This is a genomic window from Amycolatopsis speibonae (assembly GCF_042647925.1).
GTDB classification, from domain to species: Bacteria; Actinomycetota; Actinomycetes; order Mycobacteriales; family Pseudonocardiaceae; genus Amycolatopsis; species Amycolatopsis speibonae.
In genome coordinates, this window is sequence record NZ_JBHRWK010000025.1 from 1 (window position 1) to 24,396 (window position 24,396).

At 69.0% G+C, this 24,396-nt stretch carries 26 protein-coding genes; 16 read left to right on the forward strand and 10 right to left on the reverse strand.

Annotated elements, in window-relative coordinates; all coding sequences use genetic code 11:
• Window positions 1-96: 96 nt before the first annotated feature.
• Entirely contained in the window at window positions 97-990 is an 894-nt protein-coding gene (locus ACFOSH_RS18590) for a RecB family exonuclease (RefSeq protein ID WP_378240215.1), read from the reverse strand.
• Between the two features lie 128 nt (window positions 991-1,118).
• On the opposite strand from ACFOSH_RS18590, the gene ACFOSH_RS18595 reads away from it, so the two are divergent.
• Window positions 1,119-2,270 carry a M50 family metallopeptidase gene (locus ACFOSH_RS18595; RefSeq protein WP_378240216.1) on the forward strand — a complete coding sequence of 384 codons (1,152 nt, stop codon included), beginning with the start codon at window positions 1,119-1,121 and terminating at the stop codon, window positions 2,268-2,270.
• Window positions 2,271-2,368: 98 nt separating this feature from the next.
• The gene (locus tag ACFOSH_RS18600; RefSeq protein WP_378240217.1) at window positions 2,369-3,193 is read left to right on the forward strand and encodes a tRNA (adenine-N1)-methyltransferase; all 825 of its coding nucleotides are present in this window, start codon (window positions 2,369-2,371) and stop codon (window positions 3,191-3,193) included.
• A 281-nt stretch (window positions 3,194-3,474) separates the two neighbouring features.
• Here ACFOSH_RS18600 and ACFOSH_RS18605 read toward each other — a convergent pair whose 3' ends face one another.
• Window positions 3,475-3,924, reverse strand: coding sequence for a hypothetical protein (locus ACFOSH_RS18605; RefSeq protein WP_378240219.1), 450 nt, complete (start codon window positions 3,922-3,924; stop codon window positions 3,475-3,477).
• Window positions 3,925-3,934: 10 nt separating this feature from the next.
• Window positions 3,935-4,783, reverse strand: a complete 849-nt coding sequence (locus tag ACFOSH_RS18610; RefSeq protein ID WP_378240220.1) for a hypothetical protein — start codon at window positions 4,781-4,783, stop codon at window positions 3,935-3,937.
• Window positions 4,784-5,146: 363 nt separating this feature from the next.
• On the opposite strand from ACFOSH_RS18610, the gene arc reads away from it, so the two are divergent.
• Window positions 5,147-6,949 (forward strand): proteasome ATPase, encoded by a 1,803-nt coding sequence (gene arc, locus ACFOSH_RS18615; RefSeq protein ID WP_378240221.1) that lies wholly within the window; start codon window positions 5,147-5,149, stop codon window positions 6,947-6,949.
• A 59-nt stretch (window positions 6,950-7,008) separates the two neighbouring features.
• Here arc and ACFOSH_RS18620 read toward each other — a convergent pair whose 3' ends face one another.
• A complete protein-coding gene (locus ACFOSH_RS18620) occupies window positions 7,009-7,920 on the reverse strand; it encodes a DMT family transporter (RefSeq protein ID WP_378240222.1) in 912 nt (303 codons plus the stop codon).
• Between the two features lie 142 nt (window positions 7,921-8,062).
• On the opposite strand from ACFOSH_RS18620, the gene ACFOSH_RS18625 reads away from it, so the two are divergent.
• From ACFOSH_RS18625 to ACFOSH_RS18635, 3 genes are read left to right on the forward strand one after another with little or no spacing between them, the layout of a single operon-like run.
• Entirely contained in the window at window positions 8,063-8,407 is a 345-nt protein-coding gene (locus ACFOSH_RS18625; RefSeq protein ID WP_378240223.1) for a hypothetical protein, read from the forward strand.
• Window positions 8,404-9,357, forward strand: coding sequence for an aldo/keto reductase (locus ACFOSH_RS18630; RefSeq protein WP_378240224.1), 954 nt, complete (start codon window positions 8,404-8,406; stop codon window positions 9,355-9,357). The genes ACFOSH_RS18625 and ACFOSH_RS18630 overlap by 4 nt, the downstream gene beginning before the upstream one ends.
• 55 nt (window positions 9,358-9,412) lie before the next feature.
• On the forward strand, window positions 9,413-10,018 hold the full coding sequence (locus ACFOSH_RS18635) for a hypothetical protein (RefSeq protein WP_378240225.1): 606 nt from the start codon (window positions 9,413-9,415) through the stop codon (window positions 10,016-10,018).
• Here ACFOSH_RS18635 and ACFOSH_RS18640 read toward each other — a convergent pair.
• A complete protein-coding gene (locus ACFOSH_RS18640) occupies window positions 10,015-10,533 on the reverse strand; it encodes an NUDIX hydrolase (protein ID WP_378240226.1) in 519 nt (172 codons plus the stop codon). The genes ACFOSH_RS18635 and ACFOSH_RS18640 overlap by 4 nt on opposite strands.
• Before the next feature lie 43 nt (window positions 10,534-10,576).
• On the opposite strand from ACFOSH_RS18640, the gene dop reads away from it, so the two are divergent.
• From dop to prcA, 4 genes are all read left to right on the forward strand, one after another.
• The gene (dop, locus tag ACFOSH_RS18645) at window positions 10,577-12,079 is read left to right on the forward strand and encodes a depupylase/deamidase Dop (protein WP_378240228.1); all 1,503 of its coding nucleotides are present in this window, start codon (window positions 10,577-10,579) and stop codon (window positions 12,077-12,079) included.
• 97 nt (window positions 12,080-12,176) lie between these two features.
• Window positions 12,177-12,371, forward strand: a complete 195-nt coding sequence (locus ACFOSH_RS18650) for a ubiquitin-like protein Pup (RefSeq protein WP_037319666.1) — start codon at window positions 12,177-12,179, stop codon at window positions 12,369-12,371.
• A 72-nt stretch (window positions 12,372-12,443) separates the two neighbouring features.
• Window positions 12,444-13,280 (forward strand): proteasome subunit beta, encoded by an 837-nt coding sequence (gene prcB, locus ACFOSH_RS18655; RefSeq protein WP_378240229.1) that lies wholly within the window; start codon window positions 12,444-12,446, stop codon window positions 13,278-13,280.
• 51 nt (window positions 13,281-13,331) lie between these two features.
• Entirely contained in the window at window positions 13,332-14,093 is a 762-nt protein-coding gene (gene prcA, locus ACFOSH_RS18660) for a proteasome subunit alpha (RefSeq protein ID WP_378240230.1), read from the forward strand.
• Between the two features lie 347 nt (window positions 14,094-14,440).
• Here prcA and ACFOSH_RS18665 read toward each other — a convergent pair whose 3' ends face one another.
• Window positions 14,441-15,079 (reverse strand): RICIN domain-containing protein, encoded by a 639-nt coding sequence (locus ACFOSH_RS18665; RefSeq protein WP_378240231.1) that lies wholly within the window; start codon window positions 15,077-15,079, stop codon window positions 14,441-14,443.
• Between the two features lie 288 nt (window positions 15,080-15,367).
• Here ACFOSH_RS18665 and ACFOSH_RS18670 point away from each other — a divergent pair, with 288 nt between their 5' ends.
• Complete coding sequence (locus ACFOSH_RS18670) at window positions 15,368-16,342, forward strand: ArsR/SmtB family transcription factor (RefSeq protein WP_378240232.1); 975 nt, start codon at window positions 15,368-15,370, stop codon at window positions 16,340-16,342.
• On the opposite strand, the gene ACFOSH_RS18675 is transcribed toward ACFOSH_RS18670, so the two are convergent.
• Window positions 16,339-17,817 (reverse strand): bifunctional phosphatase PAP2/diacylglycerol kinase family protein, encoded by a 1,479-nt coding sequence (locus tag ACFOSH_RS18675; RefSeq protein WP_378240233.1) that lies wholly within the window; start codon window positions 17,815-17,817, stop codon window positions 16,339-16,341. The genes ACFOSH_RS18670 and ACFOSH_RS18675 overlap by 4 nt on opposite strands.
• 147 nt (window positions 17,818-17,964) lie before the next feature.
• Here ACFOSH_RS18675 and pafA point away from each other — a divergent pair, with 147 nt between their 5' ends.
• The 4 genes from pafA to ACFOSH_RS18695 all read left to right on the forward strand — a co-directional run bounded on the left by pafA (window position 17,965) and on the right by ACFOSH_RS18695 (window position 21,740).
• The gene (gene pafA / locus ACFOSH_RS18680; protein WP_378240234.1) at window positions 17,965-19,323 is read left to right on the forward strand and encodes a Pup--protein ligase; all 1,359 of its coding nucleotides are present in this window, start codon (window positions 17,965-17,967) and stop codon (window positions 19,321-19,323) included.
• A gap of 84 nt (window positions 19,324-19,407) precedes the next feature.
• Window positions 19,408-20,451 carry a WD40/YVTN/BNR-like repeat-containing protein gene (locus ACFOSH_RS18685; RefSeq protein WP_378240236.1) on the forward strand — a complete coding sequence of 348 codons (1,044 nt, stop codon included), beginning with the start codon at window positions 19,408-19,410 and terminating at the stop codon, window positions 20,449-20,451.
• Window positions 20,452-20,463: 12 nt separating this feature from the next.
• A complete protein-coding gene (locus tag ACFOSH_RS18690; protein WP_378240237.1) occupies window positions 20,464-20,805 on the forward strand; it encodes an ArsR/SmtB family transcription factor in 342 nt (113 codons plus the stop codon).
• 71 nt (window positions 20,806-20,876) lie between these two features.
• The gene (locus ACFOSH_RS18695; RefSeq protein WP_378240238.1) at window positions 20,877-21,740 is read left to right on the forward strand and encodes a TIGR03620 family F420-dependent LLM class oxidoreductase; all 864 of its coding nucleotides are present in this window, start codon (window positions 20,877-20,879) and stop codon (window positions 21,738-21,740) included.
• On the opposite strand, the gene ACFOSH_RS18700 is transcribed toward ACFOSH_RS18695, so the two are convergent.
• Genes ACFOSH_RS18700 through ACFOSH_RS18710 form a run of 3 tightly spaced genes read right to left on the reverse strand, consistent with a single transcriptional unit; the run spans window position 21,737 to window position 23,860 of the window.
• Window positions 21,737-22,435 carry an SDR family oxidoreductase gene (locus ACFOSH_RS18700; protein WP_378240239.1) on the reverse strand — a complete coding sequence of 233 codons (699 nt, stop codon included), beginning with the start codon at window positions 22,433-22,435 and terminating at the stop codon, window positions 21,737-21,739. The two genes, ACFOSH_RS18695 and ACFOSH_RS18700, sit on opposite strands and share 4 nt — an antisense overlap.
• On the reverse strand, window positions 22,432-22,884 hold the full coding sequence (locus ACFOSH_RS18705; protein WP_378240240.1) for an SRPBCC family protein: 453 nt from the start codon (window positions 22,882-22,884) through the stop codon (window positions 22,432-22,434). Before ACFOSH_RS18705 ends, ACFOSH_RS18700 begins: the two co-directional genes overlap by 4 nt.
• A gap of 37 nt (window positions 22,885-22,921) precedes the next feature.
• Complete coding sequence (locus ACFOSH_RS18710; RefSeq protein WP_378240241.1) at window positions 22,922-23,860, reverse strand: NADP-dependent oxidoreductase; 939 nt, start codon at window positions 23,858-23,860, stop codon at window positions 22,922-22,924.
• Between the two features lie 103 nt (window positions 23,861-23,963).
• On the opposite strand from ACFOSH_RS18710, the gene ACFOSH_RS18715 reads away from it, so the two are divergent.
• The gene (locus ACFOSH_RS18715; RefSeq protein WP_378240242.1) at window positions 23,964-24,395 is read left to right on the forward strand and encodes a winged helix-turn-helix transcriptional regulator; all 432 of its coding nucleotides are present in this window, start codon (window positions 23,964-23,966) and stop codon (window positions 24,393-24,395) included.
• Window position 24,396: the final 1 nt, after the last annotated feature.

Sequence of the window (24,396 nt, forward strand, 5' to 3'; positions counted from 1 at the left end):
TCCGCAGGCATCTGGCACAACTGGCAAACCGGCGTGACCAGCAAACGCTCACTCATCGCCTACGACCACTAACACCAACTTCACGGAATCAATCATCTAGTCCGCACGGTCCAATACGGACTCCTCACCGGGATCCGGCTCCGGCCAGCCGGGATAGGGCGGGGGAGTGCCGCCGTACTGCGGACAGAGCGCCTGGTGGTCGCACCACGCGCAGAGTTTGCTCGGGTTGGGCCGGAAATCGCCGGTCTTGCCCGCTTTGAGGATCGCCTGCCAGATCGCCTCCAGCGTGCGCTCGAAGCGGATCAGTTCGCCCTCGTCGGGGGTGTAGGCGAGCGACTGGCCATCGGTCAGGTACATCAGCTTCAGCTGGCGCGGCACGATCCCGCGAAGCCGCCAGAGGACCACGGCGTAGAACTTCATCTGGAACATCGCCTTGGCCTCGCCGATCTCGCGAGGCGCGGCGCCGGTCTTGTAGTCGACGACGCGGATCTCGCCGGTCGGCGCCACGTCCAGCCTGTCGACGTAGCCGCGCAGCAGCACCCCGGAGCCCAGCTCGATCTCGACGTGCAGCTCGCACGCCTCGGGCTCCAGCCTGCGCGGATCCTCGAGGCCGAAGTAGGTGTCGACGAGTTGTTCGGCCGACGAGAGCCATGAGGTGACGGCCTCGGGATCCTCCTGATCGAACAGTTCGATCCATTCCGGACGTTCCGCGGACAGGACCTCCCAGGCCGGCGCGAGCAGCTCCTTGGCCTGCGGAGGAGTGCGCTCGGCCTGGGGGAGGGAGAACAGGCGCTCCAGCACGGAATGCACCAGCGTGCCGCGAAGCTGGGCCTTCGTCGGGATCTCGGGCAGTCTGTCGACGGCGCGGAAGCGGTAGAGCAGCGGGCACTGCTTGAAGTCGCTGGCACGCGACGGGGACAGGGCCGGCCGACGGCGCGGGACTTCGGCGCCGGGCGGCGGATCGGCGGTGACCGTGTCGGTGTCGGGCATACGAGGAGGGTATCGCCGGGCACCGACAGTTTCGGGACCGCAACGCACCGGAGCGGCATGACCGACACCACCCGGACGGGAAGGGCTGGTTACCGGCACCCCACACCAGGGCATCTACGCTCTGGCACATGGCGGTCACGGGTGAGCAGGGCCCGCCTCGACGAGGTGTGGCGCCGGAGGGTGGTCTCCTGCTGTTCCGCGTCTCCGGGATCCCCGTGCTGCTCGCCCCTTCGTGGTGGATCGGCTCCCTGATCATCGTGGTGCTCTACACGCCACTGGTCGGACGGCTCCTGCCCGGAGCGACGACGCTGACCTCGTGGCTGCTGGCGGCCGCGTTCGCGGTCCTGCTCGGACTGTCGGTGCTCGCGCACGAACTCGGGCACTGTCTGGTGGCGTTGCGCCTGGGTATCCCGGTCCGGCGCCTGCGCCTGTTCCTGCTCGGTGGTCTCTCCGAGGTCGCCAGGACCCCCCGCGAGCCGCGGCAGGAAGGACTCGTCGCCGCCGCGGGACCGGTGGTTTCGTTGCTGCTCGGCGGTTTCTGCGGCCTGCTCATGTTCGCCGTCCCGTCGGAGAGCGCGGCATGGCTGCTCATCGCCGAATGCGCCGTCGCGAACTTCGCCGTCGGGATCTTCAACCTCCTGCCCGGGCTCCCGCTCGACGGCGGACGCCTGGTGCGCGCCGGGGTCTGGGCCGCCACGGGCCGCCGGGACAAGGGCACGCGGGCCGCCGTCGTCGGTGGTGGCCTGGTTGCGGCGGGACTGGTCGTCTGGGCGCTCTTGGGCCTGGCAGCGGGCAGCGAGGACCGCTGGCTCAGGCTCGGTGTCTGCGTCGTGACGGCGTGGTTCGTGATCCTCGGCGCGCGAAGTGAACTCGCCGCCGAAACCCGTCGAGGCTGGCCCGAAGGTGTGCGGCTGAGCGAACTCGTCCGGCCCGTTCTCCAGCTCCCGGCGGAAAGCCCCGTCTCGGACGCGCTGGCCGCTTCGGCGGGCCGCGGGGTGGTGCTGGTGCGCGCAGACGGCGTCGCGGCCGGACTGCTCGACGAACAAGCCGCCGCGCAGCTGGCCGGAACGTCACCGCACGCGCCCGCGGAGATGGCCGCGGAGCCGATCCGCGCCGACACCGTGCTGCTTTCGTCGGAGTCGGGCGAGGAGATCGCCGAGCGGGTCCGGGAAACCGCCGCTTGGCAGTTCCTGGTCGTGGACGACGAGGGCAGGCCCGCCGGGGTGCTCCGGCGTGAGGACCTGCGTGCCGCGATGACGCGGAGCCGACCCCCGGCGTAGCTCGGTACGGCCACCTGCGAGGATCGGTCGTCCCGTCCGAGGCGATCTTTCCCGCCGAGGACGCATGGGCTCAGTGTGTTCGCGCGTATGGAGGTTCAGTGTCGGTCCGTGGGCCGTTTCGTATTGGTGACCGGGTTCAGCTGACCGACTCCAAGGGGCGGCACTACACCATGGTGCTCGCCGAGGGACAGCAGTATCACACCCATCGCGGCGCGCTGGCGCACGACGACGTGATCGGGGCGCAGGAGGGTTCGGTCGTCACTTCGGCGGGCGGCAGCCACTACCTGGCGCTGCGCCCGCTGCTGCCGGACTACGTGCTGTCGATGCCGCGCGGTGCGCAGGTGATCTACCCGAAGGACGCCGCGCAGATCGTGATGTGGGGCGACATCTTCCCGGGCGCCCGGGTGCTCGAGGCAGGTGCCGGTTCCGGCGCGCTGACCTGTTCGCTGCTGCGGGCGGTCGGCTCGGAAGGCAGCGTGCAGTCCTACGAGATCCGGGACGACCACGCCGAGCACGCCGAACGGAACGTGGAGAAGTTCTTCGGCCACAAACCGGACAACTGGTCGCTGACGGTCGCGGATCTGTCGACGCACACCGGCGAGGTCGACCGCGTCGTCCTTGACATGCTGGCGCCCTGGGACCAGCTGGAGACGGTCGCCGCGCATCTGGTGCCCGGCGGCGTGCTCACGGTGTATGTGGCGACGGTCACACAGCTTTCGCGGATCACGGAAGCCCTGCGGGACCAGCAGTGCTGGACCGAGCCGGAATCGTGGGAGACCCTCATGCGGCCCTGGCACGTCGTGAGCCTCGCGGTGCGGCCGGACCACCGGATGGTCGCGCACACCGCGTTCCTGCTGACGGCGCGCCGTCTGGCCGACGGGACCGTGTCGCCGCGGGTCCACCGTCGCTCCGGCAAGGGCTGACGCAAGCGGCTTGAGGCGTGCTTGTGGCTGACACTTCAGCCAGGGTTGTGAACGGCGATTCGGGTTCTAACCCTGATCGCCACTCACGACCACCCGATCAACGCGGAACTCGACCTTCGCGGACCGGGTGCCCGGATCGACGATGGAGGTTTCGGGACGTTCAACGTCCGAAATCCTCCACGCTCGACGGGCGTCGGCGGGAGGCACACGCGCCCGCCGAAAGCGCCCTCACGACCACTCCCGCGCACAACGCAAGTTGCAAGCGACACGCCCGGCGAAAATCACGGCACGCACCACTTGCCGTCGCGCTTCTTGAGCGGGAACGGAGTGTCCTTCTGGCCGCCCGCACCCTCGACGTGCACGGTCACGGTGGCGGAATCGCCGCCGACCGACGGCGGGTCCGGGACGGTCGCGGAGACCTTGCCCGCAGCCTCCCACTTCCGCTTGAGCGCGGCCAGGTCGGCAGACGACTGCTGGACGCAGGTGAGCTTGCCGAACGCCGTCGCGTCGTGATTGACGATGGCCGCGGCGATCGCCTTGCCGACCACCTCGACCGCCGCCACGTCCGGATCCACCGGGACCGGACGGGACGAACTCGGCCACGACGTGGGTGTCACCGTGTCCGGCGCGGCCGGGTCGGAGCCGGACGGGGCCACCAAGAGCAGCCCCACCACGACACCCACCACGACCGCGCCGCATCCGGCGAGGACGGCGATCAGCCTGCTGGACACCGGTTCCGGGTCAGCCCTTGCCGCCGGTGAAGCACCAGAGGTCGGACTCCTTCTTGAAGTTCAAGTTGCCCGAGTCGGTCTTGGTGCCCTGGGTGACCTTCGCGGGCTGCTTGGCGCTGTCCCCGGTGATCTGCATGTCGCCGGTCGCCTCCATCTTGATGTCCTTGCCGATGGGGACTTCGTCCTTCGTGTTCACGCTGCGGCAGGCCGACTGGGCCACGGTCTTCCCGTCGCCGGCGTTGTAGGCGGCGATGACCGCCTGCGCCACTTCCTGCGGCGTGGCCTTGCCCAGCGGAGCCGGTCCCGAACCCTTGGGGGCCGACGACGTGCTCGGCGAGCTGGACTTGCTCCGGGTCGAGGAGGTGGACGGCTTCGAGGACGACGAAGAAGCGGAACCCGTCGGGGCGGCGCTGCTGGAGCCGGAGGGCGGCGCGGCGGTCGGGGTGTCGTCGCCCGAGTTCAGCGCGATGACGAGGGCGGTGACACCGCCGCCGACCAGCACGACCGCGCCGATCGCGATCCCGACGATCAGGCCGGTCTTCTTTTTCTTCGGCGGCTCGCCCCCGTATCCGCCTTCCGGCGGGTAGGCGTTGTAGCCACCCTGCTGCTGCCCATACGGGTCCGCCTGGCCGAACTGCTGCGTGGCACCGGGGTATCCCTGCTGGGGCTGAGGGCCGCTCTGCGGGTACCCGCCCTGCTGCTGGCCGTACTGGTCCTGTCCGTACTGACCGGGCTGCTGGCCGTACTGGCCGCCACCGGGGTATCCCTGCTGCGGCTGGGGACCGCTCTGCGGGTACCCGCCCTGCTGGCCGTACGGATCCTGTCCGTGGCCGCCGGGCTGTTGCGGCGGGTAGGTCATGGCTGTTGCCCCCTAGCTGTTCTGCGAAAATGCTCAACTCGGCCTGCCGGTCCGCCTCCCCGGCGAACGGTGGCCCGATGCTAGCCACCGAGCCGGATCGGCGCTCGATTAGGGCCGAACTGATACCGGAAACCCGTTTGCACCCGGACGGAGCCGGGTATCCCGCCGCAGGTCAGGGCAGGTGGACGGATTGTGACGAGAAGAGTGCCGGACCCGGCACCGGGATGGCCCCTTGCGTGGCGCGAACGTACGTGCTGTCAGGTCGTCCGGAACGCGACGCGCCGATCTTGTGATGCGGAAAGGCCTTTTATTGTCGGTGATCGCCGGTACCGTGGAATGAAAAGCACTCCGAGGAGGTGCCCAATGCATCATGACCTTCCCGGAGGTCGGCGCGAGGAGGCCGACCCTTCAGAAACGACCGGAGCTGGAACCACATCCGACGAGCAGGCACGTCAAATTCGCTTCCTCGAGGAGGAAGTAGCTCTGCTGCGCCGGAAGCTCACCGATTCGCCACGTCAGAACCGAGTGCTGGAGCAGCGACTCGCCGAGGCGTCGGAACGAGTGAGCCAACTCACGGAACGCAACACGAAACTGGTCGAGACGCTCCGCGAGGCGCGTGGCCAGTTGCTCGCGTTGCGAGAGGAGGTCGACAGGCTGGCCCAGCCTCCGAGCGGTTACGGCGTGTTCGTGACCGCGTACGAGGACAACACGGTGGACGTGTTCACCGCGGGCCGCAAAATGCGGGTTTCGGTCTCACCCGCGGTCGAGGTCTCGTCGCTGCAGCGCGGACAGGCGTTGCGGCTCAACGAGGCGCTCACCGTCGTCGAAGGCGGTGACTTCGAGCGGATCGGCGAGGTCTGCGCGCTGCGCGAGGTGCTGGCCCCGGACGTCGAGGGCGGCAGCCCCCGTGCGCTCGTGGTCGGGCACGCGGACGAGGAGCGGGTCGTCCTGCTCTCCGATCCGCTGGCCGAACAGCCCCTCAAGCCGGGCGATTCCCTGCTGATCGACTCGAAAGCCGGATACGCCTACGAGCGCGTGCCGAAGGCGGAGGTCGAGGATCTCGTGCTGGAGGAGGTGCCCGACGTCCGTTACGAGGACATCGGTGGCCTCACCCGGCAGATCGAGCAGATCCGCGACGCCGTCGAGCTTCCGTTCCTGCACGCGGATCTCTACCAGGAGTACCAGCTGCGTCCGCCGAAGGGCGTGCTGCTCTACGGGCCTCCTGGCTGCGGTAAGACCCTCATCGCCAAGGCGGTGGCCAACTCGCTCGCGAAGAAGGTCGCCGAAGCACGCGGCGACGCGGAGGACGGGAAGTCCTACTTCCTGAACATCAAGGGTCCGGAGCTGTTGAACAAGTTCGTCGGGGAGACCGAGCGGCACATCCGCCTGATCTTCCAGCGGGCTCGGGAAAAGGCCTCCGAAGGCACCCCGGTGATCGTGTTCTTCGACGAGATGGACTCGATCTTCCGCACCCGCGGTTCGGGCGTGTCCTCCGACGTGGAGACCACGATCGTCCCGCAGCTGCTTTCGGAGATCGACGGTGTCGAGGGCCTGGAGAACGTCATCGTCATCGGCGCCTCCAACCGTGAAGACATGATCGACCCGGCGATCCTGCGGCCGGGCCGGCTCGACGTCAAGATCAAGATCGAGCGTCCGGACGCCGAAGGCGCGAAGGACATCTTCTCCAAGTACCTGTCCGACGGTCTGCCGATCCACGCGGACGACCTGGCCGAGTTCGGTGGTGATCGCAGGGCGACGTTCGACGCGATGATCCAGCACACGGTCGAGCGGATGTACGAGGAGACGGACGAGAACCGGTTCCTCGAGGTCACCTACGCCAACGGTGACAAGGAGGTCCTGTACTTCCGTGACTTCAACTCGGGCGCGATGATCCAGAACATCGTGGACCGGGCGAAGAAGTCGGCCATCAAGTCGGTGCTGGAGACCAACCAGCCCGGCCTGCGTGTGCAGCACCTGCTGGACGCGATCGTCGACGAGTTCGCGGAGAACGAGGACCTGCCCAACACCACCAACCCGGACGACTGGGCCCGGATCTCCGGCAAGAAGGGCGAGCGGATCGTCTACATCCGCACGCTCGTCACCGGCAAGAACCAGGATTCGGGGCGGGCGATAGACACCGCCACGAACACCGGTCAGTACCTGTAGAGCGAGCCGAAGGGGCCCTTCATCGCATGCCACGCGGTGAAGGGCCCCTTCGTCGCGTCTTAGGCGGGTACGGCGTCCTTCAGCTTCTTGCGCGGGCTCAGCCGTCCGTGCGCGGCCAGGATCCCGGAAACGACGAGCAACGCGCCGACGGGCTGGTTCCACGCCAACGGTTCGTCGAGGACCAGAACGCCGAGCAGCACGCCGACGACGGGTGTGAGGTAGGTCACCGCGGACGCGTTCGACGCGCCCCACGCCGCGATGATCGACGCGTTCCAGGCGTAGGCGAGTCCGGTACCCAGCGCCCCGAGCGCGATCATGCTGAGCACGATCGGCGTGTCGAGCCGTACCGGCGTCGTCGCGATGAACGGCGCGAGCACCAGCATCACGACGGCGCCGCAGCAGACCTGCCCGAGCGCGATGGTCGGCGCGTCGAGGTTCCGCCAGGAGATGAACCGCCGCACGTAGACGAACGAGATCCCGTAGCAGGTCGTCGCGCCGAGGCACGCCAGCTGCGCGGTCAGTTCGTGGGAGACGTCGATCCCTTGCCAGACCCCGACGATGGTGAGCACGCCGAGGAATCCGAGGACCAGGCCGGTCGTGCGGGCCTTCGTGAACCGCTCGGACGGCAGGGCGGCCGCGGCGATGAGCATGGTGATCAGCGGCGTCGTCGCGTTGAAGATGCTGGCGAGCCCGGACGAGATGTACTGCTCGGCCCAGGAGAACAGCAGGAACGGGATCACGCACAGCAACACGGAGACGACCGCGAGATGGCCCCAGATCGCCGGATCACGGGGGAGTGGCTTGCGGCGCCAGGTGGCGATGACGATCAGCGCCACCGCGCCGAGGCAGACGCGGGAAAGCGCCACTTGAGCGGGCGACAAACCGGTGAGCCCGATTTTGATGAACAGAAAACTCGCGCCCCATACGATCGCGAGTGCCGCGAATCGGATCGCGATACCGAAACGTCCCAATTGTCCTTCTCCTGAGTCTTCAACTTCAGGCTCAGTGAATCCGGAATCCGCTTTGTACTCCAGCGGTTTTCGGACGATGTGTCCGACGCCTCGCGCGCGGCGATCGGCCGATTCTTGCGTATAACGCCCTATACTCCGGGGCGTGAGCGAAACTCCCCGGCGCCCGCGCGCGCCGATCACCGAGGCCGATGTCCTGGCGTGGCTCGAAACGACGGCCGCCGCCGTCCAGTCGGGGGAGGTGAGCGCTCCCGAGCTCATCGAGCTGCTGGGCGAGTTGCGGCGTGCCTCCGCGGCCTGTGCCGACGCGTCCGACTGGGCGCTTCTCGCCGCCAGGGAAGAGGGCGCCAGCCTCCGTCAGATCGCGCCGGTCTTCGGCAAGGGTTACGTTCGGGCTCCGGCGGCCCGCCTCGAAAAGCTCCACCGGCAGGCGCAGAACTCGGGCCAGTGGCTCGCGATCCTCCGCCACAAGAACGAAGGAGCCCGGTGACAGACTCGGACATCCGCGTCGGCGAACGGATCGCCGTCGGACTCGCGGCGCTCGGCAGGCCCGCGTACATCAACCTCGGCCGGGTCGAGGCGCTGCCGCCCGGTCGCGAATTCGAGGCGATGCGCGCGGCGACCTACACCGTCCTGGACGACGCGTACCGCGCGGGAGTCCGCTGGATCGACGTCGCCCGTTCGTATGGTTCTTCGGAGGAGTTCCTCGCCGGCTGGCTCGCCGATCGCGGTCACCGGGACGTGACGGTGTCGAGCAAATGGGGCTACCGCTACGTGGGGGAGTGGAAGCTCGACGCGGACGTGCACGAGGTCAAGGAACACACCGCGGCGCGCTTCGCCGAGCAGTGGGCGGAAACCGTTGACCTGCTGGGGAAAGCCGTCTCGCTCTACCAGGTCCACTCGCTCACTGTGGACAGTCCGCTGTTCACCGACGAGCGGCTCGTCGGCGCGCTGGCCGAACTCGCCGCCGACGGTGTCCCGGTGGGATTCTCCACGTCCGGGCCGTCGCAGGCCGACGCGGTCCGCTGGGCGTTCGAGCTGGAAGTGTCCGGAACGCCGGTCTTCAGTGCCGTGCAGTCGACGTGGAACCTGCTCGAACCCTCCGCCGGACCTGCCCTCGCGGAGGCGCACGCCGCCGGGAAACGAGTGCTGGTCAAGGAAACCGTCGCGAACGGACGGCTGGTGGTCGAGCCTCCGCCGTCGCTCGCGCGGATCGCGCGGGAGCACGGAACGGGCCCGGACGCGGTGGCGATCGCGGCGGTCCTGGCGCAGGACTGGCGGCCGGTCGCGGTCATCGGCCCGTCGAGCACGGCCCAGCTCGCGGAGAATCTCGTTGCAGCGAAGGCGAAGCTGACCGCCGGCGAACTCGCCGAGCTGGCCACGCTCGCCGAAGAACCGGTCGCCTACTGGCGGCACAGGTCCTGCCTCGGCTGGCACTGAGGGGCTGGACTAGTCTCGCGGCAAACGTCAGGCGGGACACCGGGGAGGCTCGAGGGTGCGTCATCGTCAGGTGCTCGCGGTGGCGACGGTCGCGCTGTTCGGTTTGTCGGGCTGCGCCGATCGTCCCAACGACCTCGACACCTACTACGACGACCCGACACCGACGCCCACGGTCGAACCCGTGCAGCCTTCGGTGAAGCCGCAGGCCGCCCCGGTCTCGCCGCCGTCGACCAGGGCTCCGGTCCCCGCGGCCGTTTCCGCCGCGCTGCTGACCGACGAGGACGTCGCCGAGGAAGAGGTCGTTCCCGGCGAGAGCAAGGTGTCCGGCTGTCTGACCGGTCTCACCCGCGGCAGCAGCCGGTCGACGGCGTGGTCGTACCCGAGCGGTTCGACGCTGGAACATCAGGTCACCGAGTACACCGACCGGGACGCTTCGAACGTCGTCGCCCAGGCGGACTGCGAAGGCAAGAAACTTACGCTGACGAAGCAATCCGGTGTCGAAGTCCAGCGCGCGTGGTGCGAAGGCACGACGTGCACGGTGTTGCTCGCCAAGGGGAAACTCGTCTCCGCCCTCAGCGTGACCGCCGGGACCGAGGCACGGGCGACCGACGCGGCGAAGCGGCTGCTGCCGATCGTCGCGCAGCGCCTCCGTTCGGCCTAGCGGGCGGCTTCCCGCCGGAACCACTCCAACGCGCCGAGCCGTCCGTCGGGGATGAACCGGCTCTCCGGATCGTCGAGCCACGAACGCAACTCGGGCAGCGTCAGCCACCGTCCTTCGACCACTTCGGACTCCTGATGGACGAAGGGGCCGTCCCACCGCGCTTCGAAGGCGAAGTTATGGGCCCGGATCGTCTCGTCGTCGGTGACATGGACGAAGAGCGGCCGTAGTTCCACTCCGTGAACACCCAGTTCTTCACCCAGTTCACGGCGGGCGCAGTCCTCCGGTGTCTCGCCCGCCGCGACGATGCCGCCGGCCCAGCAGTCCCAAGTGGAGGGATAGACATCCTTGGTGGCCGTACGGAGATGCACGTAGACGCGGTTTCCGTCACCCGAACGGACCAACACCACGCCCGCCGCGTGCCAGAGTCCTTCGGCACGGACCCGGGAACGGGTGGCCGTTCCCACCACGGTTCCGTCGAGGTCATAGAGCGCAACGAGTTCGTCACTGCCTGACATGGGGGGCATCGTCGCACGCCTCCGACCCCGTAGGGTGGTGGGTATGCGGCGGATCATGGGAACCGAAGTCGAGTACGGCATCGCGGTGCCGGGCGACGCGACGGCGAACCCGGTACTTACCTCGACCCAGGTCGTGCTCGCTTACGCGGCCGCGGCGGACATCCCGCGGGCTAGGCGGGCGCGGTGGGACTACGAGGTGGAGTCGCCCTTGCGCGACGCCCGAGGGTTCGACCTGACCGGTCCGAGCGGCCCTGGACACGACCCGGACGTCGAGGACCTCGGCGCGGCGAACGTGATCCTGACCAACGGAGCGCGGCTGTACGTCGACCACGCTCACCCGGAGTATTCGGCGCCCGAGGTGACGAACGCGCGCGACGCGGTCATCTGGGACAAAGCGGGGGAGCGGGTCATGGAGGAGGCGGCGCGCAAGGCCGCCACCGTCCCCGGCCAGCCGCCGCTGCAGCTGTACAAGAACAACGTGGATGGCAAAGGCGCGAGCTACGGCACGCACGAGAACTACCTGATGCAGCGCTCGACGCCGTTCACCGCGGTGATCGCGGGGCTGACGCCGTTCTTCGCGTCCCGCCAGGTGATCACCGGTTCCGGCCGCGTCGGTGTCGGGCAGCAGAGCGAGGAAGCGGGCTTCCAGCTCTCGCAGCGTTCCGACTACATCGAGGTCGAGGTGGGCCTGGAGACGACGCTCAAGCGCGGGATCATCAACACCCGCGACGAGCCGCACGCCGACGCGGACAAGTACCGCCGCCTGCACGTCATCATCGGCGACGCGAACCTGGCCGAGTACTCGACGTACCTCAAGGTCGGGACGACGGCGCTGGTGCTGGACCTGATCGAGGCGGGCATCCGGTTCGACGACCTGAAACTGGACGAACCGGTGCGGGCGGTGCACCAGATCAGCCACGACCCGACGCTCAAGGCGAAGGTGGCGCTGGCCAACGGACGGAAATACACCGGGCTGGACCTGCAGTTCGCCTACCACGAGATCGCGTCGGCGAACCTGGAGCGCACCGGCGCGGACGAGGCCTCGAAGGAGGTCCTGCGAGTCTGGGGCGAGATCCTGGACGCGCTTGCGCGGGACCCCCAGGAATGCGCGGACAGGCTGGACTGGCCGGCGAAGCTGCGGTTGCTCGAGGGCTACCGCGCGCGGGACCAGCTGGCCTGGGGCGCGCCGCGGTTGCGGCTGGTCGACCTGCAGTACTCGGATGTCCGGTTGGACAAGGGCCTGTACAACAGGCTCGTCACCAGGGGCTCGATGAAGCGCCTGGTGTCCGAGGAGGAGGTGCTGGAGGCGATCACGACCCCGCCTTCGGACACCAGGGCCTACTTCCGGGGCCGCGCGTTGGAGAAGTACGCCAACTCCATCGCCGCGGCGTCCTGGGATTCGGTCATCTTCGACGTCGGCAGGGAGTCGCTGGTGCGGATCCCGACGTTGGAGCCGTTGCGGGGCACGAAGGCCCACGTGGGGAAGTTGCTGGACGACTCCGCGACCGCCGAGGAGCTGGTGGAGGCGCTCACCGGTTCGGACTAGCGGTATTTCCTTTCATCGGGGTTAAGCGATCACGGATCCCACGGAATGTCGGGACCGCTGGGTAGGCTAGGAAACATCGGCCACACCGGGAGGCGAGATGGCTCAGGAAAAGATCGAAAAGCACGGCGGCGGCGACTCGGACGAAGAGTTCGAGGACGGCGGTCCGGCGGGCCAGGAGCGGCGCGAGAAGCTCGGTGAGGACGTCGACACGATCCTCGACGAGATCGATGACGTACTCGAAGAGAACGCCGAAGACTTCGTGCGTGCGTACGTGCAAAAGGGCGGCGAGTAACCGTCTTCCGGCGGCCCGCGCGGCCGCCTGCGCGGAGCCGGCGGATCACACAGATTGGAACTTTGAGCACGTATGGAACACACCTCGGGTAAGTCGGCGCTGCCCGCCGCGTACTTCTCGTCGGCGACCTCGTCGTTCTCGGACTTCCTTCGGGCGCAGGCGCCCGAGCTGCTCCCGGAGCGGCGTGTCGCGGCCGGCGCGGGCGGGCTGGACGCGCCGCACGGCACGACGATCGTCGCGGTCAAGTTCGCGGGCGGGGTGCTGATCGCCGGTGACCGGCGGGCGACGTCGGGCAACCTGATCGCTTCGCGCGACATGGAGAAGGTTCACGTCACCGACGAGTACTCGGCGGTCGGTATCGCGGGCTCGGCCGGGCTGGCGATCGAGATGGTGCGGCTGTACGCGGTCGAACTGGCGCACTACGAGAAGATCGAGGGTGTTTCGCTCTCGCTCGACGGCAAGACGAACAAACTCGCGGGCCTGGTGAAGTCCAATCTCGAGATGGCGATGGCGGGGCTGGCCGTGCTGCCGCTGTTCGTCGGGTACGACCTCGACGCGGAGGATGCCAAGCACGCGGGCCGGATCGTGTCGTACGACGCGACGGGCGGGCGCTACGAGGAGAGCGCCGGCTACCACGCCATCGGCTCGGGTTCGCTGTTCGCGAAGGGCTCGCTGAAGAAGCTGCACGACCCGGACGCGGACGCCGAAGGCGCGATCCGGGTGGCGGTGGAGGCGTTGTACGACGCGGCGGACGATGACACCGCGACCGGCGGGCCGGATCTGGTGCGCCGGATCTTCCCGACGATCGTGACGGTCACCGCGGAGCAGGGTGCGGTGGCGTTGCCGCTCGAGCAGACGACCGCGGTGGCCGAGGCGATCGTGGCCGCACGTGCGGAGCGCGGGCGCTAGCCGTCCTCCCTGTCCCTTTCCGATGAGAGCCAGAAAGAGCGGAGCACCACAGTGACGATGCCGTTGTACGCCTCTCCCGAGCAGTTGATGCGGGAGCGTTCCGAGATCGCGCGCAAGGGCATCGCGCGCGGCCGGAGCGTGGTCGTGCTCAAGTACCGCGGTGGCGTGCTGTTCGTGGCCGAGAACCCCTCGGCGACGTTGCACAAGGTGTCGGAGATCTACGACCGGATCGGTTTCGCGGCCGTGGGCCGCTACAGCGAGTTCGAAAACCTCCGCGTCGCCGGGATCCGGCACGCGGACCTGAAGGGCTATCAGTACGACCGGCGGGACGTCAGCGCGCGTGCGCTGGCGAACGCGTACGCCGCGACGCTGGGCAGCATCTTCACCGAGCAGCTGAAGCCGTTCGAGGTCGAGGTCTGCGTCGCGGAGGTCGGCGCGACCGCTGCCGAGGACCAGCTGTACCGGTTGACCTACGACGGCTCGATCTTCGACGAGCCGAAGTTCGTCGTGATGGGTGGCCAGGCCGACACGCTCAGCACGAAGCTGAAGGAAAGCTACGAAGCGGACCTGGAGCTGGAGGTGGCGCTCGGTGTCGCGGTGAAGGCCTTGCGCGACAACACCCCGGCGCCCGCCAACGGCGACTCGGACCCGGTGAAGCTCGAGGTCGCCGTCCTCGAACGGGAGCGGCGCGGCCGCAAGTTCCGCCGGGTCACCGGTGCGGCGCTGGACGCGCTGCTGCCTGCCGAGCCGGAAGAGCCGGAGGAGGACGAGTCCAAGGGCGACAAGCCCGCAGGTGAGTCCAAGAAGGACTGAGCCACTTCGGTATGTGAAGGCCCCCTTGTCCGCGCCCAGCGGGGAAGGGGGCCTTCACATATTCGGCCCGCCGTACACAGTGGACGCAACCCATGGCGACGAGGGAACTCGTGTGGTGCGAGGGGGCACCTGGGTTTGGTGACTCGACGTCGCGTCCTGCCGCGCGGCTCAGAGCACCGGAACCCTTGCGGACATGACCGGCAGGACACCTTTGCCTTACGCCTCAATAGAACTACACCTTGCCTGGCCAGTGGCGAAAAGCCCGTGAAGGCCTCCTTCCCTACCTTGACAGTAGGAAAGGAGGCCTTCACGGCGTTGAGCCGGGACGATCAGCGGCCCGCCTGGGATCAGGCGGCGCCGGTGCCCCACCACTGGCTGCGGCCACCGGCGATGAAGCTCCACAGCTGGAGCCGCGTGCCGTTGGAGGCCGAGTTGCCTTCCGCGGTCAGGTAGCGGCCGCTGCTCGGGCTCTGGAAGCGGATGTAGTTCTCGGGGTTGACGGTGCCGCCCCACCACTGGTTCTTGGCGCCGGGGATGTAGTCCCAGAGCTGCACGATGGTGCCGTTCTGGTTCATGGTGTTGAGGTCCGCGTCCAGGTAGCGGCCGCTGGCCACGTTCTGGAAGCGGGTGAAGCCCTCGGGGTTGTCGGTGATGTAGAACGCCTGGTGGTCCGCGTCGAAGTTGCAGTCCCACACCTGCATCTTGGTGCCGTTGCGGTTGAGGGTGCCGAGGTCGGCGTCCCAGCACTTGTTCGAGTCCAGTCCGGACGGGATGAGGAACATGTCCGCGTCCGCGACACCGGCGGCCTGCGTGCGGGCGCCGGTGGAGGTGCGCTTGACCGGGATGAGCTTCATGCCGTTCACGGTGACCGTCTTGAACCCGTCGCCGGTGGGCTGCGGGGCCGCGGTGGCGGCGGGCGCGGTGGCCAGGGTCAGGACACCCGCGGCGGCGGCGATGATTCCCGCCAGGCGCTTCATTTTCGTCATTTTCTTTCCCCTTTGCGGAAAGCGTTTTCTCCCAGTGAAGTGAAGGGGAACGGCAGGGCTCGTCAGGCCGCGACGAAAAGCGGCCTGGTGGCCTTGCCGGTGAATCCCCCTCATGGAAGGCTCCGCGTAAACCCCCGAGAAGCGGACCTTCTGTGGACATCATTCAGGTCTGAACCACGGCCGTCGAGGAGATTTCCGATGGCGGCAATACGGCAGTTCAGCGATGTAACGGAATGACCTGGCTCGCGATCACACGGCAACGACTCCGGGCAAAGGCGAGGACCATCCGTGCGCATCGAGCTGACGTTGCAGGACCTGACGCGCGTCCGGCTCGCGCCCGAAGCCGATCCCTTGGCCGAGCTCGTTTCCAGCCTGCAGATCCTGCAGCGGCGTGACGCGGGCTCGGCGTTGTTCAACCGGTGGCGATACCGGGTCCGGCTCGGGTTGGCGGAGTCGGCTTCGGTGCTGCTGTGGCTGTGCCGCCCGTACGCGCCGATCCCGGCGTTTCTTGTCCCGGGCGCGGAAGAATGCGGTTTGGAGGCCGGGCTCGCGGAGATCGCCCGCACCGACTCGGTGTGCTTGAAGTCGGCTTTGCGCGACGCCCCGGTGAACCGGGAGCTGCCCGCTTGGGCGGCGGGATTGCCGGACGGGGACACCGCCGGGTTGCCGAAGCTCGTCCAGGCGATGCACGACTACTTCGAACTGTCGCTGGCGCCGGGCTGGGAGCCGGCACGGGCCCAGGTCGACGCCGACCGGGGGATGCGGGCGCAGCTGCTGCTGCACGACGGGGTGGACGCGGTGCTGGCGAGCCTGCGGCCGCTGGTGCGCTGGTCGTCCCCGGTGCTGGAGATCGGAGACGGGATCGTCGGCTCCTGTGGCACGGACGGTGCGGGGCTGCTGATCTCGCCGACGTACTTCGCGGTGTGCCCGGTGGTCGTCCCGCCTGCGGGCCGGGCACCGGTCCGGCTGCTGTATCCGTCCGTGCGGCAGGCGGCCCCGTCGACCGGGTATGGCCGCGACGTGCGGAGATCGCCGGAAGCCGCGCTGGCCGACCTGCTCGGGCCGACCCGCGCGGCCACACTCGCTGTCCTCGCCGTCGGTTGCAGTACGTCGGAGCTGGCCGCGAGGCTGGGAGTGACACCGTCGGCCGCCAGCAAGCACACCACCGTGTTGCGGCGCGCGGGGCTGATCACCACCGCACGCGACCGCAACGCCGTGCTGCACTCGCTGACGCCGTTGGGCAGTGCCTTACTCGAGGCTTAGAGCCGGTAGATGGTGAGCGCGCTGGACCGCGACCGGAACAGGAAGTCGTTGCCGAGCGGGCCGACCTCGCCGTCGGTGGCGACGCGACGGTTGCCGTCGAGCAGCCGGACGTGCAGTTCCGGGACGTCGAGTTCCTGGTAGACGTGGCTGGCGTTGAGGCTGTTCGTGATCGTCGCGAGGATGAACCGCGCCCGCGAATAGGGCAGGTCGGCTCGCAGGTAGCGGACGTCGAGCAGGCCGGTGTCGAGCGCCGGGCGGTGCGAGGGCGCGAACCCCTTCGGCGAGTAGGTGCCGTTGCCGACGAACAGCAGCCAGATGCTGGTGTGCTTGCCGTTGAGGGTCACTTCCAGCGGTTTCGCGCGCCGGAGGGTGCGGGCGAGCGCGATCGCCGCGGACGGCCACTTCGGATGCCGCTTCTGCAGCTTCTCCCTTATCCGCACCATTTCCGGGTAGCCGCCGAGGCTGGCCGTGTTGACGAAGTAGCGGTGGTCATCGTCGTCGTTGATCTCGACCTCGCCGAGGTCGACGCCGACGGCGTTGCCCGCTTCGGTGGCGGCGTCGGCGTCGGGCATCGAGCGCATGCCGACGTCGCGGGCGAAATGGTTGAGGGTGCCCGCCGGGATGAGCGCGAGCGGCAGGTCGTGGTCGGCGGCGACGGCGGCCACCGCGGCTACCGTCCCGTCGCCGCCGGCGACACCGAGAGCGCGCACAGTGTTGTCGCGGGCGGCGATCTCGTCGCAGAGCTGCTCGCGCAGGTCCCGCTTGGAGTCCGGGTAGAGGATGGTGGCCTTGGGCCAGGCGAAGCGGGCTTCCTCGGTCGGGTCCTGGCCGTCGATCCCCGAATGCGGGTTGACCAGGACGAGCATGTCCTCGCCATCGCGCATTTCGGGCGCTTCCGCGGTGTGCGCGGTGCGGCCCGGGGCGTCGGGGTTCAGCGGCCACCAGTGCCGCGTCAGCAGGCCCGCGCCGACGCCGATGCCGATCCCGACGCCGACGTCACTGGGCCAGTGGACGCCGGTGTGGACCCGGGAATAGGCGACGGCGGCGGCCAGCGGCACGAGGGCCGCCCCGGCCTTGGGCGATTCCATCGCGACGGCCGTGACGAAGGCGGCCGCCGACGCCGAGTGGCCGGAGGGGAACGACGACGAGGTCGGACGCCGGACGAGGCGGCGGTGCACCGGCACCTCCTCGGCCGCGGGGCGGCGGCGGGGGAACAGCGGCTTGCCGATCAGGTTCGCCGCGGCGCTCGCCCCGGCGATGGCGGCCACGCCGCGGAGCGCGCCCCGGCGCGCCGGGCCCTTCTTCGTCGCGAGCAAGATCGCGACACACCACCAGAGCTTGGACTTGTCCGCACTTCTGGAGAGTGAAGTGATCACGTCGTCGGCCCTGGTCCTCGGCAGGGCGGCACTGCGCGCCATCAGCCGTCGGTCGGTCCGCCCGACCTTGCGGAAAGGGCGCTTGAGCTGCTTTAACACGGGTTCCCCACTTCCGGGCCGGGACGACATGTGCGTGATACCCGATCGGGACTTCCCGCACACCTTTCACCGAATGCAACGTACCGACCGCGTGTCGCCGCCCGAACGGCGCACCTTCGGTGGGTCTTCACCGCCTACTCTGGTGGAATGCAGCGGCGGATCTTTGGCATCGAGACCGAGTACGGGGTGACGTGCACCTTTCACGGGCAACGCAGGCTCTCCCCGGACGAAGTGGCGCGTTACCTGTTTCGGCGTGTCGTGTCCTGGGGGCGTTCTTCGAACGTCTTCCTGTCCAACGGCTCGCGGCTCTACCTCGACGTGGGCTCCCACCCGGAGTACGCCACGGCCGAATGCGATGACCTGGTGCAGCTCGTCACGCACGACAAGGCCGGGGAGCGGATCCTCGAAGACCTCCTGGTCGACGCCGAGCGACGGCTGGCGGACGAGGGCATCGGTGGCGACATCTTCCTGTTCAAGAACAACACCGACTCGGCGGGCAACTCCTACGGTTGTCACGAGAACTACCTGGTGACCCGTGCCGGGGAGTTCTCGCGGATCGCCGACGTGCTCCTGCCGTTCCTGGTGACCCGGCAGCTGATCTGCGGCGCGGGCAAGGTGCTGCAGACACCGCGCGGCGCGGTGTACTGCCTGTCCCAGCGAGCGGAACACATCTGGGAAGGCGTCTCCAGCGCCACGACGCGTTCGCGGCCGATCATCAACACCCGCGACGAGCCGCACGCCGACGCCGAGCGCTACCGGCGCCTGCACGTGATCGTCGGCGACTCGAACATGGCCGAGCCGACCACTCTGCTCAAGGCAGGGTCGGCGAACCTGGTGCTGGAGATGATCGAGGCAGGCGTCCAGTTCCGCGACTTCACCCTGGACAACCCGATAAGGGCCATCCGCGAGATCAGTCACGACCTCACCGGCCGTCGTCAGGTGCGGCTCGCCGGCGGCCGTGAGGCGTCCGCGCTGGACATCCAGCGGGAGTACCACGCCCGCGCCGTCCAGCACGTCAAGGAGACCGGTTCGTCGCCGCAGTCCGAGCGCGTCGTCGAGCTGTGGGGCCGGGCGCTGGAGGCGGTGGAGCAGCAGGACTTCAGCAAGATCGACACCGAGATCGACTGGGCGATCAAGCACCGCCTCGTCGAGCGCTACCGCAACAAGCACGACCTCGACCTGTCGAGCCCCCGGATCGCTCAGCTCGACCTGGCCTACCACGACATCAGGCGTGGCCGCGGCATCTTCGACCTGCTGCAGCGCAAGGGCCTCGTGCGCCGGGTGACCGACGACGGCGAGATCGAACTGGCCAAGGACACCCCGCCGCAGACCACGCGGGCGAAGCTGCGCGGTGACTTCATCGCCGCCGCGCAGGCCGCCGGGCGTGACTTCACCGTGGACTGGGTGCACCTCAAGCTGAACGACCAGGCGCAGCGGACCGTGCTGTGCAAGGACCCGTTCCGCTCGGTGGACGAACGGGTCGAAAGGCTCATTTCCTCGCTCTGAATTACTCCGTGAAGGCCATCTTGGAAGGCACTGAGCCCTCTAAGGTGGCCTTCACGGATCTTCGACCGAGGGAGAGGTGCGCCGATGCGCCGTGCGTTGCTGGTCCTGCTGGGAGCGATCGTCCCGTTGGCGTTCACCGGCGTCGCGCACGCCGCGCCGGAATGCCCCGATCCCGCGTGGACCGAGACTCCGACGGGCACGGACGCGCAGTTGCGCGGGCTCTCCGCGGTGGATTCCCGCACGGCGTGGGTCAGCGGGAGCAAGGGCACGATCCTGCGCACCACCGACCGCGGGCGTACGTGGAAGCCGGTCGCCCCGGCCGGCACCGAGGCGCTCGACTTCCGTGACATCGAGGCCTTCGACGCCGATCACGCGGTCGCCCTGTCCATCGGGCCCGGCGACGCGTCCCGGATCTACCGCACCGACGACGGTGGCAAGAGCTGGCGACTGTCCTTCCAGAACAGCGACCCGGCCGCGTTCTACGACTGTGTCGCCTTCTTCGACCACCGGCGCGGCCTCGCGATGAGCGATCCGGTGGACGGCAAGTTCCGGCTGCAGTCCACTTCGGACGGTGGCCGGACGTGGAAGCCGGTGCCCGCCGAGGGGATGGTCCCCGCGCTCGACGGCGAGTTCGGCTTCGCCGCCAGCGGTCAATGTGTCACCACGGTGGGCCCGCGTGACGCCTGGATCGCCACCGGCGGCGGGGCCCGTGCGAGGGTCCTGCACTCCGGCGACGGCGGTACCACCTGGGAAGCCGCCGACACCCCGCTGCCCAGTGGCGCTTCCGCCGGGGTCTTCTCGGTGACGTTCCGGGATCCGCGGCACGGCGTGGCCATCGGCGGCGACTACGCGGCGCCGAACGCGCCCGGTCCGGCTGTCGCGCTGAGCGCGGACAAGGGCCGCACTTGGCGGACGCCGCCGGAGGCCCCGGTCGGCTACCGCTCCGGCCTGGCGTGGCTGGGGAACACGGTCATCGCCGTCGGCCCCGGCGGGAGCGACCTGAGCCCGGACGGCGGACGGCACTGGAAGTCGTTCGACACCGGATCCCTGGACTCGGTCGACTGCGCTCGCGGCGCGTGCTGGTCGAGCGGCGCCAAGGGGCGGGCCGCCCGTCTCGGCGGGGTCTAAACTCGAAGGACCATGACCGCACACGCCGAACCCCTCCCGGAGACCACCGAGCATCTGGTCGAGGTGCTGAAGGCGCTCGCCAACCCGATCCGGCTCCAGGTACTCGGCTGGCTGCGCGAACCGGACAGGCATTTCCCGCCGGAGAGGGCGATCGCCGACCAGAACGAGGTCGGTGTGTGCGTCAGCCATCTCCAGGAGAAGCTGGGGCTCGCGCAATCCACGGTGTCGGCGTACCTGGCGTTGCTGCAGCGCGCCGGGCTCGTCCAGTCCACCCGGGTGGGGAAGTGGACGCACTACCGGCGTGACGAACAGCGGATCGCCCAGCTCGTCGACCTGCTGGGACGCTCCATCTGAGCCCGGCCGGGAATAACATATCGAGAATCTGCGATACTTCGATATGTAAGACCCGACTTGAGGAGAGACAGATGGAACTGGGGCGTTTCGGGATCTGGACGTTCGACTTCGAGGAGCAGCCCGCGAGCCTGCTCCGCGATTCGGTGCGGGAACTGGAAGAGCTTGGCTGGCCCGCGATCTGGATCCCGGAGCGGGACGGCCGTGAGGCGCTGACCCACGCCGGCTTCCTGCTCGCGTCCACCGAGCGCATCGCCGTGGTCAACGGGATCGCGCGGATCGGATCCCGTGGTGCGCGCTGGACCCGCGGCGCGGCGGTCCTGCTGGCCGACGCCTATCCGGACCGGCACGTGCTGGGGCTCGGCTTCGGCGGCGCTCAGGCCGGAGTGAAGCCGCTGGACGCGATGAACGGCTACCTCGACGAACTCGACGCGATCACCAGCGCGAACCCGCTTCCCGCCGCGCCGACGCGGCGGCTGCTGGCCGCGTACGGGCCGAAGATGCTGGAACTGGCCCGCGATCGGTCTGAGGGCGCGCACACGTATCACGTGACGGTGTCGCATACCGTCCAGGCGAGGGAAGTGCTGGGGGAGAAGGCCTTCCTCGGCGTCGAGCACGCCGTCCTGTTCGAAACCGACCCGGGCAAGGCGCGCGAGATCGCCCGTGAACATCTGCACGGGTACCTGACGTCGAAGTACAACGTCGCCAAGTACCTCCGTCTCGGCTACACCGAAGCCGACATCGACGGCGGCCGCGGCAGCGACCGGCTCGTCGACGACCTCGTGTTCTGGGGCGATCTCGACACCGTCGCCGCGAAACTGCACGGGCATCTCGACGCCGGCGCCGACCACGTCGGGATCCAGGTCATCGGTGTCGAACCCGGCGAGTCGGCCATGCCGCACTGGCGGCTGCTGGCCGAATCGCTGCTGCCCCGCTAGCGGACCTGGCCGGTCGGGCGGACCACGATCTCGTTGACGTCGACCGAGGGCGGCTGCTCCAGCGCGTAGAGCACCGCCCTCGCGATGTCGTCGGGTTCGAGTTTCGGCTTGGACTTCGAGTCCTCCGGGATCATCGAGGTGTCGACCAGCCCCGGCTGCACGACGGTGACCCGGACCCCGGTGCCGATGGCTTCCTCGCGGATGGAGCCTGCCAGCCCGGTCACCGCCCATTTCGTCGCCGAGTAGAGGTTGCCCGGCCGGTGGTAGCGCCCGGCGACCGAACCGGTGAGCACGAGATGCCCCTTCGACTCCGCCAGTGACGGCAGGGTCGCCCGCGCGGTGAGGGCGGTGCCGTAGACGTTCGTCAGCACCATGTCCCGCCACTGCTCGGGGTCCGCGCCGCCGTCTCCGAAGAACGAGACCACGACGCTTTGCCCCGCGTTGGCGAACACCGCGTCCACTCCGCCGAAGGTCTTTTTCACCGTCTCCACGGCGGAGGACAGCGATGCCCAGTCGGTGACGTCCACCGCTAGCGCGAGGGCCCTGTCCTCGCCGAACTCGGCGACGAGAGGGAGCAGCGCCTCGCGGTCGCGGGAGAGCAGCGCCAGCCGGAATCCGGCCGCCGCTGCCCGGCGTGCGGTGGCCTCGCCGAGACCACGGGAGGCGCCGGTGATCAGCAGTACTCGATCGTTCATGCGTCCAAACTAGGCGGCGTGTAGGTCTCCCACTCGGGCACCGGCTCGCCGACGAGGGAAGCGCCGAGCCGGTCGAGGTAGAAGTGCCAGCCCTTGAGGATGTCCGAGGTGTCCCAGTCGGTCGCGGGCAGATGGTGCACGAAGTCGAGCACCGTCCCGTCGCCCCGCGGGGTCAGGGTCAGCTCCACTCGCCACGCGGCCTGGCCGGTCACGCCCAGATCCACCACCAGCCGTTTCGGCGGATCGCATTCGCGGATGACGGCGGGCCCCGGTTCGGTCTCCTTCTCCGCGGTCATCAGCAGCATGATCGTGTTGCCGACCCCGGCCTCGCCGGTCCACGTGCCGATCCACCGGGCCATGCGGTCGGATTCGGTGAGTGCCGACCAGACGTCTTCGATCGGGTCCGGGTACTCGCGCCGGAGTTCGAGCCGGGTCTTGTCGTTGTCCACGAGATAAAGATAACCGTGGGCTTAATTAAGCGTCAACTTATTCGTTTGTCAGGACCAGTCGCCCGCGAAGCCCTCCCGTCGCCAAACGCTCGTGTGCTTCCGCCGCCTCGGTCAGAGGCAAAGTGCCCGCGATCCGCGGGGTGAGCACGCCGTCGTCGACCAAGGCTGCGAGGTCCTTCAGCGCGGCGCCGTCCGCGCGGATCCAGACGTGCTCGACCCTGATGCCGCGCAGGGGAATCGGAGCCGCGCCTGCCGCGAACACCACGAACCGGCCGCGGCTCGCCACTGCGTCCAAAGCTTCGAGTCCGAGCAGGGCCGGGTCGAGCGCCGCGTCGGCGCCGCCGGGGACCACCGCCCGCACGCGATCGGCCAGGAAGTCGCCGCGTGGCACGAAAACCTCCGCGCCGAAGCCCCGGACCAGCGCTTCGTCGGTGGAACCGGCGACCGCCACGGTGCGGAAACCGCGGGCCTTGGCCAAGGCGACCGCGTAGCCGCCGACGGCGCCCGCCGCGCCGGTCACCAGGACCGTCGCTCCCGGCGGCAGGTCGAGCAGGTCGAGCGCCTGCGCCGCGGTGAGCCCGTTCAGTGGCAGGGTCGCGGCTTCCGAGAGAGACGCGGTCTGTGGAGCCGCGGTGACCGCGCTCGCGTCGAGTACGACGAACTCGGCGTGCGTGCCGAGCGCTGCCGACGGCCGATCCCGCAGGCCGATCACGGCGTCGCCCGTGGCGAACCCGGTGACGCCGTCACCGACCGCGTCGATCGGTCCGGCCACGTCCCAGCCGATCCCGAGCACCGCCCGTGGCGGGATGACCCCCGCCTCGGTCAGGAATCCCGACCGGGTCGCGGCGTCGACCGGGTTGACCCCGGCCGCCGCCACCTTCACCCGCACCTGACCGGCCCCCGGTGCCGGGACCGGCATCTCGGCGAGCTCCAGGACCTCCGGGCCGCCGAACCGGCGGACCACCACCGCACGCATCGTTTCTCCTCCAAGGTGTCGTCCCCGGTGAACGTATGGGGAGTTACTCTCCATCGGGAAGTACGCACCTCGAGGTGCCCAACCCACGCGGAGGTACGCGCACGTGGTCACGCGCACGGCACAGGAACGACGGGACGAGGAGAAACGGGCCTACGACGCCTATCTCGCGGCCTGCCCGGCCCGGAAGCTGCTCGACGAGGTCTCGGGCAAATGGGTCAGCCTCGTCCTCGTCGCCCTCGGCGACGGGCCCCAGCGCTACAGCGACCTCTCCCGCCGGATCGCCGGAGTCAGCCAGAAGATGCTCACGCAGACCCTGCGGACCCTGGAACGGGACGGTCTGCTGACCCGCACCGTCACCGCTTGCGTGCCGGTCCGCGTCGACTACGAACTGACCGATCTCGGCCGGAGCCTCCGGCAACTGGTGGCCGGGATCAAGGACTGGGCCGAGACCCGGTTCGACGAGGTCGAGTCCGCCAGGGTTCGTTACGACGCGCGATCGGCGGCTCTCACCATCGGGTCGGACGGCGCGGGCTAGG